This is a genomic window from Polaromonas sp. CG_23.6 (genome assembly GCF_029892315.1).
Classification (GTDB): Bacteria; Pseudomonadota; Gammaproteobacteria; order Burkholderiales; family Burkholderiaceae_C; genus Polaromonas.
The window spans coordinates 1,047,065-1,065,260 of record NZ_JARXUY010000001.1; the positions used below are offsets into that span (position 1 = coordinate 1,047,065).

Genomic DNA, 18,196 nt, shown 5'->3' on the forward strand with positions numbered 1-18,196 from the left:
TGCAAATCAAGGCGCGTGCTTTCTACTTGACGCAGGAAAGCTGCAAAATAGGCAGGATGCAGACACTTGACAAGCTTGACCGGCAGATCTTGCGCAGCCTTCAGGCCGATGGCCGCGCCACCTACGACCAGCTGGCCGCTGAGGTCGGCCTGTCGCCCAGTGCCGTGCTGCGGCGCGTCAAGCGGCTGGAGGAAACCCGCGTGATCGACCGCTACGTGGCGCTGGTCAAGCCCGAGTCGGTCGGGCTGGGGCTGACGGCCTACATCACCGTGCGGCTTGAAAAGCACCTGGAAAGCCACAAGCGCAACCCGATGGACCTGTTTCGCGCCAGCGTGCAAACCTGGCCCGAGGTGGTCGAATGCGCCGCGCTGACCGGTGAGATGGACTATCTGTTGCGCGTGCTGGTGGCGGACATGGCGCACTACAGCCGCTTCATCATGGACACGCTGCTCAAGCACGCCAGCGTGCAGGACTGCAAGACCAGCTTTGTGCTGGACCGGGTGAAGTCCACCACTGCCGTTCCCTTGTGATGCGATGCATCAAATTGTCAGCCGCATCTGCCGCGCTATTTTGGCGACCGCCAACCAGCAAAATGGCGTTGTTGCACTGCAACATTTTGTATCCGTAGTATTACCTAGCGTTGAATTGCGCTGACATGCAATTGCTATGATTTTTATAGCTACTAATTGATGCAGTAATTGCGCAAAGTAGCGATTTGATTGATGTTAAAGGCTTCTCTATTGCTGCAGGGCTTTGTGCTGCCGGCACATGAGATATAGGGATAACCCTTATATTAGAGGCATGGTCCATCCCGCCACACTTTTAAAAGCATCCTTGATGGCGAGCAGGGCATTTTTTCGTTCGCCGGCTCCGGGTGTTGTGCCCCGCCTTCCGGTGACTTCTGCCGCGCCGTCGGTGGTGGTGCCGATCCGCTCCATCGGTCCGCGCCACACTGACCGTATTGCTTCGCATCTGCTGGCGCTTGAGCCTCAGGATCGTTACCTGCGTTTTGGTTATTCCGCCAACGACGAGCAGATCCGGCGCTATGTTGCCGGGCTCAATTTCGAGCGAGACGAGATTTTCGGGATCTACAACCGCAACCTTGAACTGATCGCCATGGCGCACCTGGCTTTTTCCACTGATCCCGAACTCCAAAGCTGCGCAGAATTCGGCGTTTCCGTGCTGGCCCATGCACGCGGCCGGGGTTATGGTGCGCGCCTGTTCGACCGGGCAGCGATGCATTCGCGCAATGAAGGCGTGAAGATGATGTTCATCCATGCGCTGAGCGAAAACACCGCCATGCTCAACATAGCCCGCAAGGCCGGCGCCACCGTCGAGCGCGACGGTTCGGAAACCGAGGCTTACCTCAAGGTTCAGCCGGCAGATCTGGACTCGCGCGTGAGTGAAATGCTCGACGAGCAGATTGCGCAGACCGATTACCGGCTCAAGGTTCAGGCCAAGAAGTTCTGGGATTTCCTGGCGCTGCTGCAGGAAGTCCGTCGCGGCGTGCGTGACAGCCGGGACCGCATGAGGGTGTATTAAGCCCCCACGGTCGCCCACTGCGTGTGGCTTCCTGCCCCCCGAGGGGGCCGCTGCGCCTGCGGTCCGGCGAAGCCGGTTCCGCGGCCCCTGCTGGTGAATGGGGTTCCTGCGCTTCCCGCTGCGTGTGGTTCGTGGCTTCCCCTGCGGGAGCGCTGCGCCTGCGGCCCGGCGAAGCCGCTTCTGCGGACCCGGCTGGTTTGAAGTCGATTTTTTTATACGCCCCATTGGGTAGGTTTCGTTGTCCCAGTGAAAGGTGCTGCGTCTTTGGTCCGGCGTTGCACGTTGCGGGCTGTTCAGCCGTTTCAATCGCAGACTTGGGTTACCCAAACTTCCGGGTGGTCAAAAAATTTCGGCTATCCTAGACCGCTTCTCCACTACCGACCGCCCCTACGTGTCCGATGTTCCTCCCAGTCGGTCTTTCAAGACCGAAGACAAGCGCGGCTTTTTGCAAAAGCTTGCGGAAATGCTCCACCCAGGTCCCGATTCCAGGGACGAGCTGATCGAAACACTGGTGGAAGCCCAGGGCAACGATGTCATTGGCCAGCAAAGCCGGGAAATGCTTGAAGGCGTGATCCGCATGGCCGACATGACGGCAGGCGATGTGATGGTCGCCGCGCCACGCATGGACCTGGTGAACATCGATGCGCCGTTCGACGAACTGCTGCACCTGATCATCGACACCGCGCACTCGCGTTTTCCGGTCTACGAAGACGAAAAAGAAAACATCATCGGCATCCTGATGGCCAAGGATTTGCTGAAACTGCAGCGTGCGCCCGAACTCAACATCCGGGCGCTGTTGCGAGCAGCTGTGTTCGTGCCTGAAAGCAAGGGACTGAACGAGTTGCTGCGCGAATTTCGCGTCAACCACAACCACCTGGCCGTCGTCATCGACGAGTTTGGCCGCGTTGCCGGGCTCATCACCATCGAGGATGTGCTGGAGCAGATCGTCGGCGAGATCGAGGATGAATTCGACATCGAAGAAGACGTCGGCGACATCTTTGCCCTGACGGACCACACCTACCGGGTGAGTGGCGACACGGCGGTTGAGCGGGTCAATGAATCGTTCGAGGTGCTGCTGCCGGAAACCGACTTTGAGACCATCGGCGGTCTGGTTGCGCATGAAATGGGCCACGTTCCCAAGCGCGGCGAGCATTACGCGCTGGCCGGCCTGCAGTTCACGGTGCTGCACACCAAGGGCGGCGCGGTGCGCTGGTTCAAGGTGTCGCCAGCGGCCGTTGCGGCGGTCCCGGCAAGCGACGCGCCGTGAGCCGGTCGATGGGCTGTCTGTCCGTGTGGGGCGCATGAGCCCTTTAGCGGCGCAACGCTTCGGCGCCCAAGGCATCCGGCGCATCGCCCCGCCGGCTGTCAACCGGCTGTCATGGCTTCAAGTTGCCATCGTCCTGGTGGCCGGTGGTTTGCATGCCGTCAGCATGGCCTGGCCTTTTCCCTTGGGTGCGTCGGTGCTCGGCCTGGTCCCGGGCCAGCCTGCGGGATGGCTGCAACTGCTGGCGCTGGCGCTGCTGGCCGGGCAACTCGATGGCACCGAAAACTGGCGGCGCGGCGCCTGGCTGGGCGGCCTGTTTGCCGTGGCCATGCAGTGCGCCACCTCCTGGTGGCTGTTTATTTCCCTGCATGTGTACGGCGGACTGGCCGCGCCGCTGACCGTGCTGGCAATTGTGCTGCTGTTTGCCCTGCTAGGGCTCTACTACGCTGCCGCTTCTGCACTGTTTGTGGCTTTTGCGCCCATCCAGACTGCATGGCGTGCTCTGTTTTTTGCGGCGATGTGGCTGCTGGCCGAACTTGCCCGGGTCAAGTTCTTTACCGGCTTTCCGTGGGGTGAGGGCGGTTATGCGCATGTGGACGGCTGGGCCAGGCCGCTGGCCGCGTGGGTCGGCGTGCATGGCCTGACCTTCATCGCCGCGTCGGTTGCCGCCTGGCTGGCGTTTTGCCTGCTGGCGCCCCGGACGCGCTGGCGCTCGGCGCTGGCCGGCGTGGTGGTCAGCGCCGCCATCGCCTGGCTGCCGGTGTTCAATGTCGGCGATGTCGAGCCTGACCTGGCGCTGGCGCAACCGATGTCGGTCACGCTGCTGCAGGGAAATATTCCTCAGGACGAAAAATTCGTCAGCGGTACCGGTGTGGCCACCGCGCTGCGCTGGTATGGCGAGCAACTGCAGGGCGCCAAAGGCGCACTGGTCGTTGCCCCCGAAACGGCGCTGCCGATGCTGCCGCAGCAATTACCCGATGGCTACTGGCAGGCACTGCAGGCGCGCTTTGCCAGCGGCGACCAGGCCGCGCTGATCGGCCTGCCGCTGGGCGACTTCAATACCGGCTACTCCAATTCGGTACTGGGATTCAAGCCCGCGCCTGCTGGCCAGCCGGTCCCGCTGGAGCCGCCCGCACTTTACCGCTACGACAAGCACCACCTGGTGCCTTTTGGCGAGGTCATTCCGACCGGTTTTCACTGGTTTATCCAGCTGATGCACATTCCGCTGGGCGACTTCAACCGCGGCGCCGTCGGCCAGCCGTCGTTCGCCTGGCAGGGCCAGCGTTTGGCGCCCAATATTTGCTACGAAGATCTGTTTGGCGAGGAACTGGCCGCGCGCTTTGTCGATGCGGGGCAAGCGCCGACGGTGTTTGTCAATGTCGGCAACATTGCCTGGTTCGGCAACACCGTGGCAATTGACCAGCATTTGCAGATTTCCCGCATGCGCGCGCTGGAGTTTGGCCGGCCGATGATCCGCGCCACCAACACCGGCGCCACTGTCATCATCAACCGCCTTGGCGAAGTCACGCATGCGCTGCCGCGCCACACCCGGGGCACGCTGAGCGGCGACGTAAAGGGCCGGAGCGGCATCACGCCGTATGCCTGGTGGGCTGGGCGTTTCGGGCTTTGGCCGCTCTGGGGCCTTGGCCTGGCGGCGCTCGGGCTGGCGCTGTTTTTCAGGCGCCGGGGCAGAATTGTGGCCGCGTAAAATGCACTTTTGTGCAATGCCATCCCCGGCATTCCCAACTCCATGATTTTTCGGTGCCTTGACGCGGCACCTGCCATTGAAAACAACAATTCCTATGCTCACTTTCCAGCAAATCATCCTGAAGCTGCAGTCTTACTGGGCTGACCAGGGTTGCGCACTTTTGCAACCCTATGACATGGAAGTCGGTGCCGGGACGTCGCATACCGCGACGTTTTTAAGAGCGCTTGGCCCCGAGCCCTGGAAAGCGGCCTATGTGCAGCCCAGCCGCCGCCCGAAAGACGGCCGCTATGGCGAAAACCCGAACCGCCTGCAGCACTACTACCAGTACCAGGTGGTGCTCAAGCCCGCGCCATCGAATATTCTGGAGCTCTACCTGGGCAGCCTGGAGGCGCTGGGTTTTGACCTGAAGCAAAACGACATCCGCTTTGTCGAGGACGACTGGGAAAACCCGACGCTGGGCGCCTGGGGCCTGGGCTGGGAAGTCTGGCTCAACGGCATGGAAGTCACGCAGTTCACCTATTTCCAGCAGGTCGGCGGCATCGACTGCAAGCCCGCCACCGGCGAAATCACCTACGGCCTGGAGCGCCTGGCGATGTACCTGCAGGGCGTGGACAACGTCTACAACCTGACCTGGACCGAAGGGCTGACTTACGGCGATGTCTACAAGCAAAACGAAGTTGAACAATCAACCTACAACTTCGAGCATTCCGACACCGATTTTCTTTTCACCGCCTTCACCGCGCATGAAAAGCAGGCCAAACACCTGATCGAGCAGCAGCTCGCCCTGCCGGCCTACGAGCAGGTGCTGAAAGCCGCGCACAGCTTCAACCTGCTGGACGCGCGCGGCGCCATCAGCGTGACCGAGCGCGCCGCCTACATGGGCCGCATCCGCAATGTGTCGCGTCAGGTGGCGCAAAGCTATTACGAAAGCCGCGAGCGCCTGGGTTTCCCGATGGCGCCGCGCGAATGGGTCGAGCAGATGACAAAAACAAGCACTGCGACCCCGGCCACCACCAAGAAGAAGGGCGCCTGAACCATGACCTCCCAAAACCTTCTGGTCGAATTGTTTGTCGAAGAGTTGCCGCCCAAGGCGTTGAAAAAGCTGGGTGACGCATTTGCCGGCGTGCTGGCCGAGCAACTCCGGGCATTGGGCCTGGCCACTGCCGAATCGGTCGTCACGGCTTACGCCTCCCCACGCCGGCTGGCCGCGCACATCACCCAGGTCTGGCGCAAGGCCGACGACAAGGCAGTCCAGCAAAAGCTCATGCCGGTGTCCGTCGGGCTGAACGCTGCAGGCGAAGCAATGCCTGCGCTGCTGAAAAAACTGCAGGCGCTGGGGGCTGATGTGTCCGACCCGGTCGCCGCCGTGGCTGCACTTAAACGCGCGCCCGACGGCAAGGCCGAAGCATTGTTCTACGACAGCCTGGTGACCGGCGCCACGCTCGACACCGGCCTGCAAAAAGCGCTGGAAGAAGCGATGGCCAAGCTGCCGATTCCCAAGGTCATGAGCTATCAGCTGGAAACCGACTGCGAACTGCCCGGCTGGAGTAGCGTGAACTTCGTGCGCCCGGCGCACGGGCTGGTTGCGCTGCACGGCAGCATCGTGGTGCCGGTCAGGGTGCTGGGGCTCAAGGCGGGCAACTTCACCCACGGCCACCGCTTTGAAGCCGCCGTTGACCCGGTGGTGCTGAGTGACGCCGACAGCTATGCGGTGACGATGGAAATCGACGGCGCGGTGATTGCCAGCTTTGCCCAGCGCAAGGCCGAGATCGCCCGCCAGTTGGCCGACGTGGCTGCAGAACTGGGTGGCGGCGTCCAGCCGATCGAGGACGATGCGCTGCTCGACGAGGTGACAGCGCTGGTCGAGCGGCCCAATGTGCTGGTCTGCGAATTTGAACAAGAGTTTTTGGGCGTGCCGCAGGAATGCCTGATCCTGACGATGAAGGCCAACCAGAAGTACTTTCCCCTGCTGGACGCTGGCGGCAAGCTGACAAACCGTTTTCTGGTCGTCAGCAACATCAGCCCGGAAGACGCCAGTGCGGTGATTGGCGGCAACGAGCGCGTGGTGCGTCCGCGCCTGGCCGATGCCAAGTTTTTCTTTGACCAGGACCGGAAAAAGACGCTGGCGTCGCGCGTGGCCGGGCTGGACAAGGTGGTGTATCACAACAAGTTGGGCTCACAAGGCGAGCGCGCCGAGCGCGTGCGGGCCATTGCCCGGGCCATCGGCCATCAACTTGGCGGTGATGCGCTGGCTGCGCAAGCCGATCAGGCCGCGCAGCTGGCCAAGAGCGACCTGGTCACCGACATGGTGGGCGAATTCCCGGAACTGCAGGGCACCATGGGCCGCTATTACGCGCTCAACGATGGCCTGAGTCTGGACGTGGCCGACGCGATCGAAGACCATTACAAGCCGCGTTTTGCCGGCGATGAACTGCCGCGCAACCTGACCGGTGTGGTCGTGGCGCTGGCCGACAAGCTCGAAACGCTGGTGGGCATGTTCGGCATCGGCAACCTGCCAACCGGCGACAAGGACCCGTTTGCGCTGCGCCGCCATGCGCTGGGCGTGATCCGGATGCTGGTGGAGAAAGACCTGCCGCTGGATTTGAAGGCACTGGTGGCCGGTGCGGCTCCGGTGTTTGGTGAAAAAATCACCGACGCAACGCCGGCATTGACCGATTTCATCTACGACCGCCTCGCCGGCTCCCTGCGCGAGCAGGGCTACAGCGCCCAGGAAGTCGATGCAGTCGTCTCCCAAAAACCGCAGCGCCTGGGCGACGTGGCCCGGCGCCTGTCCGCCGTGCGCGTTTTTTCGGCATTACCAGAAGCCCCCGCGCTGGCCGCCGCCAACAAGCGCATCGGCAACATCCTGAAAAAAGCCCTGGAAGTGGACGCCCATGTCAGTGAACTGCTGCTGAAAGAGCCTGCTGAAATCGCCCTGTACGCGGCCATGAAGGACATCGTTCCTGCTGCCAACGCGCAGTTCGATGCCGGCGACTACGCCGCGTCGCTGCAAACGCTGGCGGCATTGCGCGCGCCCGTCGATGCGTTCTTCGACGGCGTGATGGTCAATGCCGAAGAACTGGACCTGCGGCTGAACCGCCAGGGCCTGCTGAAAAGCCTGCACGACGCCATGAACCGGGTGGCCGACCTGTCGCGCCTGGTAGCCTGAAGCGTCCATGCCTTCGACCGAGCCCCTGAACCGCAACGCACCGGCTCCCGCTGTACAAGGCTGGACTTCGCAGCGCACCGCCTGGCTGATCTTTTGTCCGCCCGCGTTCATGGTTGCGGTGCGCTGGCTGCTGCAACTGGTGGACGACCGCCAGAACACCGTGCCGGCGCTGCCACTGGCGCCGGTGTCGACCACGGCCGGAGCGCTGGACCTGCTCTGGCCCGTGGCGCTGGCACTGGCCTTGCTGGTCGGGGCGGGGCTGGTGATCTACCGGCTGGGCTGGCGGCGTGTCATGCCGGTGATTGGCGCAGCCTGGCTGCTGCTCTGGCTTCTCGGCACCGGCGCGCTGCTGCAGCGCCATTTGAACCGGCAGGGCTTGTTGCTGCAGGGCATGACAGCCGCAGCGGCCGCACCGCAGGCATCGACACGGGCCCGGGTGGTGAGCGCCTATCTCAAGCCGGCCAGCCTGCGCAGCCTGGGCGGCACCGAAATGGTGCTGCAGATTGACGGCCTGGACATTCCGAACCGCCTGCTGCTGGACGATGCCGGTGCTGCTTCGCTCAAGCCAGGCGACACGCTGGCGCTGCAACTCGCCCCCGGCCGCTTCAACGGTCTGTTTGTCACCGGCTGGCAAGCTGCGCCGTCCGTTTCCCCTTGATGAAAACCCCATGAAACTTGTCATCCTTGACCGCGACGGCACCATCAACAGCGACAGCGACGACTTTGTCAAAACGCCGGACGAGTGGCTGCCGCTGCCCGGCGCGCTGGAAGCGATTGCCCGGCTCAACCATGCCGGCTGGCACGTGGTAATTGCCTCCAACCAGTCGGGGCTGGGGCGCGGCCTGTTCGACGTGGAGTCGCTCAACGCCATGCATGCCAAGATGCAAAAACTGCTCGCCGTCCAGGGCGGGCGCATCGATGCGGTGTTTTTCTGCCCGCACACCGCCGAGGAAAACTGCAACTGCCGCAAGCCGCGCTCAGGCCTGTTCGAGCAGATCGGCATGCGTTTTGGCGTGCAACTCGCGGGCGTTCCGACGGTTGGCGATTCGGTGCGCGACGTGATAGCTGGCGCAGCTGCCGGTTGCGAGCCGCACCTGGTGCTCACCGGCAAGTCGAAAAAATTCCGGGGCAGTGCGCCGCCCGAAGGTTTACCGCCGGGCACGCTGGTGCACCAGGACCTGTCTGCGTTTGCCGATTTCATTCTGATGCGCAGTGAGCAGACGCGACCAACGACGACATGAAAATAATAGCGGCTTGTGCAAGGCCAGTATGCGCCAGCGCACTAAAACCCACTGAATTTCAGGCTTGAGGCACACATGTGTCGCATCAAGCTCGACAAGCTACCAACCCAACCGCCGGAAGTTTCGCCATGCCCCTGATTCGCTCCATCCTGCACATGCTGTGGCTGATCCTGACCGTCATTCCCTGGGCGCTGTTTGTCGTCATTGCCTCGCTGTTTGTCAACAGCACGACGATGTACTGGATGTGCGCCCGCTGGCTCAAGCTGGCAGTCGACAGCGGCACGGTCATCCTGGGCATCCAGAACCGCATCACCGGCATGGAAAACCTGCCGACCGGGGACAAAAGCGCGGCCGTGCTGCTGTGCAAGCACCAGTCGACCTGGGAAACGCTGACCATGCCGGCGATCATGCCGCACCCGCTGGCTTATGTGTTCAAGAAGGAACTGCTCTACATCCCGTTTTTCGGCTGGGCCATGGCGCGCATGGACATGATCCACATCGACCGCAGCCAGCGCACACAGGCTTTCAGCAAGGTCGTGGCGCAGGGCAAGCGCCTGATGGCAAAGGGTACCTGGGTGATCATGTTTCCCGAGGGCACGCGCATCAACCGGGGGCAAAAAGGCGTGTACAAGTCGGGCGGCACCCGCCTGGCCATCGAGACCGGCGCGCCGGTGATCCCGATTGCCGTGACCTCGGCCAAATGCTGGCCGCGAAAAGCCTTCATCAAGCGGCCGGGCATCGTTGACATTTCCATCGGCAAGCCGATTCCCAGCGCCGGTCGCAAGCCCGACGAGCTGATGCGCGAAGTCGAAGCCTGGATCGAGGCCGAAATGCGCCGGCTCGACCCTGAGGCCTACGTCGACCGCGACGCCATGCCGGCCAGGCCCCGTTCCTGAAGGAGGCCAGGGTGGCTGCCCCGTCACGTCAACCCGTTGGCAAGGCGCGCAGGCTTGTGCAGTTGGCGCTCGACTTGTTCGCGCCCGGGCCCGAACTGACTTTTGGGGTCAAAAAACGGGTTGATTCAGTGTCAAATAAGCCATTTCCGCACGTGGATAATGAGTTTAATGCTATGAAAATAATAGCTAATCCGGATTCTCTGGTAACAGCGGCTTTCCGACACCCGCGCGCCACGCGCGAAATCATGCTGGCCGGTCAGCTGGTGGCGTATGAAGTCAGGCGCCGAAAGCGCCAGACCATCGGTTTTTCCGTGGGCCGCGAAGGTCTGAGCGTCAGCGTGCCGAAATGGGTGCCCCTCGCGGAAATTGAACAGGCCGTGCTGGGCAAGTCGGGGTGGATCGTTAAAAAACTGCATCAAGCGCGCGAACGGCACTGTCAGCAGGCATCTCAGCGTATCGACTGGCAGGATGGCGCCGTGGTCCCTTTCCTGGGCGAGCCGGTGCGGCTGGCGCTGGATGCGACCCAGCCGCACAGCGCCCTGGACGGCAAGGCCGTCGGCGAAGGGGCAGTGCGCGTCCTGCGCCTCAAGCTGCCGGCGGATGCCTTGTCGTTCCATGTCCAGGCCAGCGTCCAGGCCTGGGTGATGCAGCAGGCGAGGCTGTTTTTTACAGCCAGACTGGACTTTTTTGCGCCGCAACTCGGCGTGCAGTGGCGCAAGCTCAGCCTGTCCAGCGCCGTTACGCGCTGGGGCAGTGCCAGCAGCAGCGGCGCAATCCGGCTGAATTGGCAGCTGATGCACTTGAACCCGGCCTTGATCGACTATGTGGTGGTGCATGAACTCAGCCACCTGCGTTTCATGGACCACAGCCCGCGTTTCTGGGCCACTGTGCAAAGCGTCATGCCTGGCTATGCCGCGTTGCGTCGGCAACTTAAAAACGAAGTAATCAGGCAAAGACAAGAATAAAAAGCAGTCAACAAGCTGTTGTAAAAAAAAGAAACTTTTGAGACATTATTAAAATTGGAAGCCAATCAAAATTGGCTAAAATTCACGACTAACTATGGAACCAAGCATGTCCGATAAGCTGATACTGGTGGTTGAAGACAACCCGGACCATCTGGAACTGACGGTATTGACGCTTGAAGAACTGGGTGTGGACGCAGAAATTGCCGTGGCTTGTGACGGCGCTGCAGCGCTGGACTACCTTTTTGGCCAAGGCAAGCATGCCGGGCGCAATGTCCGCAGGCAACCGTCTTTCATCTTGCTGGACATGAAACTGCCCAAGCTGTCAGGACTGGACGTGCTGCGCAGTGTTCGCAGCAATCCGCTGACCACAATGGTGCCGGTAATCATGCTGACGTCGTCGAGTGAACATTCGGACATGGTCGGCTGCTACCAGAGCGGGGCCAACAGCTTTGTGCGCAAGCCTGTCGATTTTGTCGACTTCACGGAAAAGTTGAACCGTCTGCAGGCCTACTGGCTGGGCGTCAATGAGTCCCTTGCGGCTGTCTGACGCCACGGCTGGCTAGCCGTTCGTTGGGTTCTGTCATTTGCCTGTCGATGGTTCGCTGACTGTTCGCCGATTGAAGGCATGATGTGAAAAAGTTTGACATCACGCTGCGCATTCGCCTGGTCATGCTGGTGTTAGCGGCCATTGTTCCCCTGTTCGGGCTGGCCGTCGTCGGCGCGGTGCTGACATCCGACAAAGCCGTCAGCCAGGCCCGGAACAATCTGGAATTCTCTGCATCCCTGGTTGCCGCCACCCAGGAGCGCGTTGCCGCATCTGCGCATCAAATCCTGACCGCCATTGCCAATATGCCGGTCGTGCAGCTTGGCAGGGATGCAGATTGCCAGCAGTATCTGCAGGTTCTGAACCCTCGGGCGCTAGGGTATGTGAATCTCGGCATTGTGGGCATTGACGGCTATTTGCGTTGTATTGCCATTGAGGGGCGCCCAGGCGAATTCGCCGGGGACCGCCCTTATTTCCAGGAAGCCATTGCACGTCAGGGCTTTGTGGCGAGTGGTTTTTCAAAGGGACGCGTCAGCGGAATGCCCGTGGTTGTCTTTGCCCAGCCTGTTTTTAATAAACAGCGGAGCATCAGCGCTGTCGCCTTCGCTGCTGTCAGCTTGGGAGAACTTTCAAAATCCCTTTCCGATGCACCCTTGCCAAAGGGCACACACTTTGTCGTGACAGACCGCCAAGGCATTGTGTTGACCGCCAATCTTGAAAATCCCATGGCGATCGGGCAAGCACTGCGTGATTCTGCGCTTCTGGCAGCGGTCAAAGCAGGTGTGGCAGGGAGATACGAGGGCAAGGACTTCACAGGTACGCAACGGATTTATGCCTTTCAGCCCAGCGGCAGGACTGCTGAAGTGCCGTTTTTTGTGGCGGTCAGTGTGGACAAAGGCGAAGTGCTTGCGCCTGCCCGTCAGCGGCTGGTGCTGGTTTGTCTTGCACTGACGCTGGTCGCCATTTTTGGAAGCTGGATTGCCTGGATGCTGGGCGGTCGCGCCATTGTGAAGCCCGTCGCTGAAATTCTGGCTGCCACGCGCCAGCTCCAGGCGGGACGGCTTGAGGTGCGCATTGCGCTGCAGTCTGAAGATGATCCGAATGAATTGACGCAAATCTCGACGGGTTTCAATCGCATGGCCGAATCCTTGCAGGCGAGTCAGCTGGCGCTTGAAGATGAGTTGGTGCGCAGCAAGTCGATACAGGAAAAATTGCAGCATGCGCAACGCGCTGCGCGCATCGGTTACTGGCAGTTTGACCTGGCCACCGGGCAGCTTCGCCTGTCCGACGAGATTTTTGAATTTCTTGGTATTGACGCTTCTGTGTTTAAAGGAGATCTTGGCAGCCTGCTCAAGCGGGTCCACCGCAGCGATCGGGAGGCCTTCAAGGCCGCATGCGATATAGCCATTCGAACCGGGACCAACCTGGACATTGAATTTCGCGTGGTGGTGTGCGGCGGAGCTGTTCACTGGATTCATCAGTTTGGCCTGGCCAGTGCCAGCAGCGAAGCCATGCAGTCCATGCAGCGCACCGGAGTCATTCAGGACATTACCGCGCGAAAAAATGCCGAACTGGCCATTACCCGCAGCACCGAACTGCTGAACCGCATGGGAGAGCTGGCCAAGGTGGGGGGCTGGGAGCTGCTTGTCAGCAGCATGACACTGAGCTGGTCGATAGAAACCTACCGTATCCATGGTGTCGATCCTTCGCAGGATGTCTGCTTCGAAGATGCCGTCAAATTTTTTGAAATCGATGGTCGGCGCGTGTTCAGGGCGGCAGTCCGATCAGCCATCGAAAACGCAACAACATGCGATATCGAGCTTCCTCTGGTCACTGCCACGGGACGGTTGATCTGGGTGCGCATCCAGGGCTATGCCCAGCTCGAGAACGGCAAGGTTGTACGGTTGATGGGGGCAATTCAGGACATCACCGCGCAGCATCAGGCGCACGCGCATGCGCGCTTGCTGGAAACCTGTCTTTCCCACCTGAACGACGTGGTGATGATCACCGAAGCCGGATCGGTCGAGACGCCGGAGCCGCACATCGTTTTTGTCAATCATGCCTTCGAGCGCATGACCGGGTACAGCCGTGAAGAAGCAGTGGGAAAGTCGCCGCAATTTCTGCTGGGCAACAACACCCAGCACAGCGAACTTGACCCCATACAGAAAAAGCTTGAAAAAGGGCAACCGGTCCGGTCCGAACTGGTCAGCTACACCAAAAATGCAAGCGAATTCTGGGTCGAAATGGACATTGTTCCCCTCGCAAACGAGAAAGGTGGGCTTACTCACTGGGTGGCTGTAGAACGCGACATCACCGAACGCAAACGGGCTGAGCAAGCGCTCGTCAACAGCGAACAGCGTTATGCCGCACTGTTCAATACAGCGCCGGTTTCCATGTGGGTCTACGACATTGCGACCAAACGCTATCTCGCCGTGAACGAAGCTGCCTGCCAGGCTTATGGGTATTCGGAAACAGAATTCCTGGCGATGAGCATTTTTGACATGCGACCCGCCGCCGAACATGAGGAACTGCGCCGGTCGCTGGGCAATCCGCTGCGAAAAAATGCCGAGTGGCACGATATGCGCAAGGATGGTTCACTGTTCGCGGTCGAGACGGTTTCCCAGCCTGTGCAGTATGCCGGCCGAAATGCGTGCTTTGTCATTGCATTGGACAAGACCGCCCAGGAAAAAACCGAAAAGGATGCGCAGGAATATTTGTTCACCCTTCAGCGCGCGGCAGATGCCGCCCAGGCCATCATCTGGCATCAGACGCTCGAAGGGACCATGCAGGAGATCGCCGAGCAGGCACGAGGCGTTATCGGTGCGCACCAAGCAGCCGTGTGCCTGAGCGCCAACAGCATGTATCCACAAACAATGCATGCGCTCTCGCTCTCGCAAAAGTATGAATCTTATCGCCGCCTGGCAAAGCCGACCGACGGCAGCGCCATCCATGCCGACGTCTGCGAGAACAACCGTGTTGTACGGATGACCCAGGCCGAACTTGAATCGCACCCCGGATGGCGAAATTTTGGCAGCTACGGGGGCCTGCCTCCTCCCGTGCGGGGATGGCTGGCTGTCCCATTGATGAGCCGGAACGGAAAAAATATCGGTGTCCTGCAACTGTCTGACAAATACGAAGGCGATTTCACCAAGCAGGACGAATACGTTGCACTGGAATTGAGCCACCTGGCTTCAGCCGGCCTGGAAAACTCGAAACTCCTCGAGGAAATCGGTGGACTGAATGAAGGCTTGGAACAGAAAGTAGCTGAACGAACAGCTGCGCTGGTGCGCCAGGAAGCATTATTTCGGGCGCTTTCCGAGCAGGCCCCGCAGATGGTCTGGACTGCCAGCCCGGACGGGCGGGCCACGTACTTCAACCGGGCATGGTTTGACTTGATGGGCGGAACACTGGACGACTGGAGCGGTTACCAATGGCTGACGGCTGTTCATCCGGACGATGTTGCTGATGTCAAGTGTGCATGGGCCGTTTCCAGGAAAAACCAGTCCGCGTACGCGGGACTTCGGCGATTTCTGGCCAGCGATGGCGTTTTTCACACGATGGCTTACCGCGCATCCCCGGTGATGGATGAAAACGGCGATTTGGCTTTCTGGGTTGGAATCGATGCAAACATCACGGAAGTCAAAGCCATTGAAGCGGCATTGCGGCTGTCGAATCAGGAACTGGAAGCCTTTTCATATTCCGTATCCCATGACCTTCGCTCGCCGCTCAACACCATCGATGGATTCAGTCGGCTGCTCGCCAAGGAGTTGACGCCACATATAGCAGGGAATGTCGGTGACAAAGTGGGCCATTACCTGACACGTATTCAGGCAGGCGTGGCACAAATGGGGCAGTTGATCGAGGATTTGCTGTCCCTGTCACAGGTCTCTCGAGCGCCCCTGCACAGAGCATCTGTAGACCTGTCCCTTATGGCGCACAAACTGCTGCAGGAATGGCGCACCCGCGAACCTGAGCGGAAGGTGAGCGTGACAGTGGAAAATAAACTGCAGGCGCATGGCGATGAACGACTGGTCCAGGTTCTCATGGAAAACCTGCTGGCGAATGCGTGGAAATTCACCGGGCAAAAGGCGCAGGCTGAAATCAGCGTTGGTCAGCAACCTGACCATGCAGGTTTGCCGGTCTATTTTATAAAAGACAACGGTGCCGGCTTTGACATGGCTTACGTCGACAAGCTGTTTCATCCATTTCAACGGCTGCACAGTGCGTCTGAGTTCTTAGGGACTGGCATCGGCCTGGCCACTGTCAGCCGCGTTGTCAAGCGCCACGGGGGCCGCATTTGGGTTGAGTCAGCTCCGGAATGTGGCACGACATTTTTCTTCACTCTGTCCTAGTCCAACACACGCCAAGCGGCATCAGTTGTTGTCTGATTGTGTATTTGAATGTGAATTTTGCCCCTATCAAAATAAAATTCACTAAACTGATTAAGATTACAACTGTGACAAATTTAAACCATTTTTAAAGTCCCTTGATGTCGCGTGAACCAAAAACTTTCGAAGCTGCCATTACCGCCACTGATTTTTCCAGCGATGATTACTGCGGGACCAGCTATGCAGCCAAGATGCTGGGCTTGTCCGTGGCCACAGTCCAGTCGTTGGTTGAAAAAGGTGAAATCGATGCCTGGAAAACGCTCGGTGGTCATCGGCGCATTGCCCTGCAATCGCTCAATGCCTATCTGGCCAAGCACAGTCCACAACTTTCGCGTGCCGATCTTCACCCGAAGCACCGCTTGCGCGTGCTGGTGGTCGAAGACGACGAGGCAACGCGTGACCTGTACCGATGCCATTTTGACGAGTGGGACCTGCCGGTTGACTGCACCTGGATGCCATCGGCGCTGGATGCCCTGATGGACATTGCAAGCATGCGGCCTGACTTGCTGATTGCCGATTTGTCCATGCCAGGCGTCGACGGGATCGAGATGCTCAGGACCATCAAGCGAAACCAGCAACTTGCAGACATGCAGATTGTGGTGATCAGCGGAATGGCGGTGGAAGCCATTGCTGCTCGCGGCGGTCTTCCGCCACAGGCACGCCTGGTTCAAAAGCCGGTCAATTTCGACTGGCTGCAAGGTTATGTCACGGCACTGGTCATGGCCAATGCCAAGTGGCGCTGACCTGCTTGCCGATGCTTATTCCAGACCCTGACCACCTGCGCGCGTTTGCCTGCCATGACCCGATTTCTGGACAATTTCCAGCCAAACCCGCCAGACAACGTGCCCGCAGACAACCCGCATGATGTCAACGCCATCGTGCCACCAGCACGGCATGAATGGGGCGTTGGGGACCTGACGCTGGACGGCATCGTTCTGCTTGACCAAAAGCTCGTGATTGTTGACGCCAATCCACGCGCTCTCGTTTTTCTGCACACCTCCCTGTCTGCTATCAGCGGCTACAGCCTGTGGGATGTTGTGTCGCAGGAGATCGCCAGCCAGCATGAAGAGGCAGCCGAACGGGCACTCGCGGATTCGGACCAATACGTTTTCGTTATCCATGAAAGTCATACGAACAGCTGGGCTGAATACACACTGCGGCGATGCGCTGCCGGTTACATCGTCAATCTGCGCGAAGCGGGACCGGCGCAAAAATACCAGCGTCTGCTGGAAGACAGCAAGCGCTACAACCAGTTGATCTTTGAAGCCAATCCGAACGCCATGTGGGTATTCGACCGGACTTCACTGCAAATCTTTGCGGTCAACCAGGCCGCCATCAGGTTTTATGGAATCGCGCGAAAGACCTTTACGACGCTTGGTATGAATGCGCTTTTCCCCGAGGGAGAAGGCGCTGAATTGCTGGATTCGATGCATGTCGGCAAGGAAGGCCAGTCCGAGATGCGGCTGTGTCGGCAGAAAAGAATGGACGGGAAGGAAGTCCTGGTAGAACTCGCCTGGAGCCAGGTCAAGTGGAATGGTAGCCAGGCGATGCTGGTCAGCCTGGCGGACACCAGCGACCGGCACATTGCCGACACGGCCCTCAAAAAATCGAATGCCGAACTGCAACAGACCCTGCTCGTGCAACAGGCCGAACTGAAAAATGCCAGGCATGACCTGCTCACCTTTACCCAGGCAGTCTCTACCGACCTGCAGGATTCGCTGCATGTAGCCCAGGGTTTTGCGGCCAGGCTGGCTGAAAAGTATTCTCCGGTGCTGGACGATCAGGGCCTGCACTACGTCAAGCGCATTCAGTCCAGCATCAGCCAGCTCGCCAGGCTGGTGGATGACCTGCGAACGCTGGCCCAGTTGCCGCTTCGCTCCGGTACGCTGGAGATGGTTGATCTGGCACCCGTCTGTCGCTCCCTGTTCGCCGATCTGCGCAAGCTCAATCCGGACCGGAATGTGACCATCGAAATGGACAGCAGCCTGACAGTCGTCGGAAACCGGGGTCTTCTGGTAACTGCCTTGCACTGCCTGCTGGACAATGCCTGGAAATTCAGCGACAAAAAAAGCGAAGCCTGGATCAAGGTCGGGCTGCTGCCTGGCAAGCAGGCGGACGAATTGACCCTGGTGGTGGCAGACAACGGCGCAGGGTTCGATCCGGTCTACAGTGGCAATCTGTTCACGGCGTTTCAGCGCCTCCACTCTTCCGCCGACTTCCCCGGAAATGGGCTGGGGTTGGCCATCATCAAGCGTGTGGCGCAATTGCATGGCGGTACGGCATGGGCTGAAAGCCCCGACCACATGGGCGCAAGCTTCTTCATGTCGCTGCCGCAAATGCAACCCGTCGTTTCCTGAGCCTGGTTTTCACCATCGGCGGTGCGGTGCATAGTGACAAGACTGTTTTCAGCGCGCGACCTGAAAACCAGCTTCTTCCATTAACGTTATATTTGACGTTTACGTAAACGTAAGACGCCACG

14 protein-coding genes are annotated in these 18,196 nt (G+C 59.8%); all 14 read left to right on the forward strand.

Annotation, left to right across the window (positions count from 1 at the left end; translation table 11 throughout):
• The first annotated feature begins 56 nt into the window (after positions 1–56).
• The 14 genes from H4V98_RS04930 (at position 57) to H4V98_RS04995 (ending at position 18,074) form a co-directional block, all read left to right on the forward strand.
• Positions 57–530, forward strand: a complete 474-nt coding sequence (locus tag H4V98_RS04930) for an Lrp/AsnC family transcriptional regulator (protein WP_196864032.1) — start codon at positions 57–59, stop codon at positions 528–530.
• A gap of 271 nt (positions 531–801) precedes the next feature.
• Entirely contained in the window at positions 802–1,542 is a 741-nt protein-coding gene (locus H4V98_RS04935) for a GNAT family N-acetyltransferase (RefSeq protein WP_196864031.1), read from the forward strand.
• Between the two features lie 391 nt (positions 1,543–1,933).
• Entirely contained in the window at positions 1,934–2,809 is an 876-nt protein-coding gene (locus H4V98_RS04940; protein WP_196864030.1) for a transporter associated domain-containing protein, read from the forward strand.
• A 163-nt stretch (positions 2,810–2,972) separates the two neighbouring features.
• Positions 2,973–4,514: an apolipoprotein N-acyltransferase gene (gene lnt / locus H4V98_RS04945; RefSeq protein WP_231374789.1), complete on the forward strand. Its 1,542-nt coding sequence runs from the start codon at positions 2,973–2,975 to the stop codon at positions 4,512–4,514.
• Between the two features lie 94 nt (positions 4,515–4,608).
• A complete protein-coding gene (gene glyQ / locus H4V98_RS04950; RefSeq protein ID WP_196864028.1) occupies positions 4,609–5,547 on the forward strand; it encodes a glycine--tRNA ligase subunit alpha in 939 nt (312 codons plus the stop codon).
• Positions 5,548–5,550: 3 nt separating this feature from the next.
• Complete coding sequence (gene glyS, locus H4V98_RS04955) at positions 5,551–7,683, forward strand: glycine--tRNA ligase subunit beta (RefSeq protein ID WP_280757314.1); 2,133 nt, start codon at positions 5,551–5,553, stop codon at positions 7,681–7,683.
• Between the two features lie 7 nt (positions 7,684–7,690).
• The gene (locus tag H4V98_RS04960) at positions 7,691–8,341 is read left to right on the forward strand and encodes a hypothetical protein (protein WP_196864026.1); all 651 of its coding nucleotides are present in this window, start codon (positions 7,691–7,693) and stop codon (positions 8,339–8,341) included.
• Between the two features lie 10 nt (positions 8,342–8,351).
• Positions 8,352–8,924 (forward strand): D-glycero-beta-D-manno-heptose 1,7-bisphosphate 7-phosphatase, encoded by a 573-nt coding sequence (gene gmhB, locus H4V98_RS04965; protein ID WP_196864025.1) that lies wholly within the window; start codon positions 8,352–8,354, stop codon positions 8,922–8,924.
• 128 nt (positions 8,925–9,052) lie between these two features.
• The gene (locus H4V98_RS04970) at positions 9,053–9,820 is read left to right on the forward strand and encodes a lysophospholipid acyltransferase family protein (RefSeq protein ID WP_280757315.1); all 768 of its coding nucleotides are present in this window, start codon (positions 9,053–9,055) and stop codon (positions 9,818–9,820) included.
• Positions 9,821–9,993: 173 nt separating this feature from the next.
• Positions 9,994–10,785, forward strand: a complete 792-nt coding sequence (locus H4V98_RS04975; RefSeq protein WP_280757316.1) for a SprT family zinc-dependent metalloprotease — start codon at positions 9,994–9,996, stop codon at positions 10,783–10,785.
• Positions 10,786–10,891: 106 nt separating this feature from the next.
• A complete protein-coding gene (locus tag H4V98_RS04980; RefSeq protein ID WP_196864022.1) occupies positions 10,892–11,332 on the forward strand; it encodes a response regulator in 441 nt (146 codons plus the stop codon).
• A 122-nt stretch (positions 11,333–11,454) separates the two neighbouring features.
• Positions 11,455–15,681: a PAS domain S-box protein gene (locus H4V98_RS04985; RefSeq protein WP_280757841.1), complete on the forward strand. Its 4,227-nt coding sequence runs from the start codon at positions 11,455–11,457 to the stop codon at positions 15,679–15,681.
• Between the two features lie 137 nt (positions 15,682–15,818).
• Positions 15,819–16,460 carry a response regulator gene (locus H4V98_RS04990; RefSeq protein WP_196864020.1) on the forward strand — a complete coding sequence of 214 codons (642 nt, stop codon included), beginning with the start codon at positions 15,819–15,821 and terminating at the stop codon, positions 16,458–16,460.
• A gap of 54 nt (positions 16,461–16,514) precedes the next feature.
• A complete protein-coding gene (locus H4V98_RS04995; protein ID WP_280757317.1) occupies positions 16,515–18,074 on the forward strand; it encodes a PAS domain-containing sensor histidine kinase in 1,560 nt (519 codons plus the stop codon).
• The last annotated feature ends 122 nt before the right edge of the window (positions 18,075–18,196 follow it).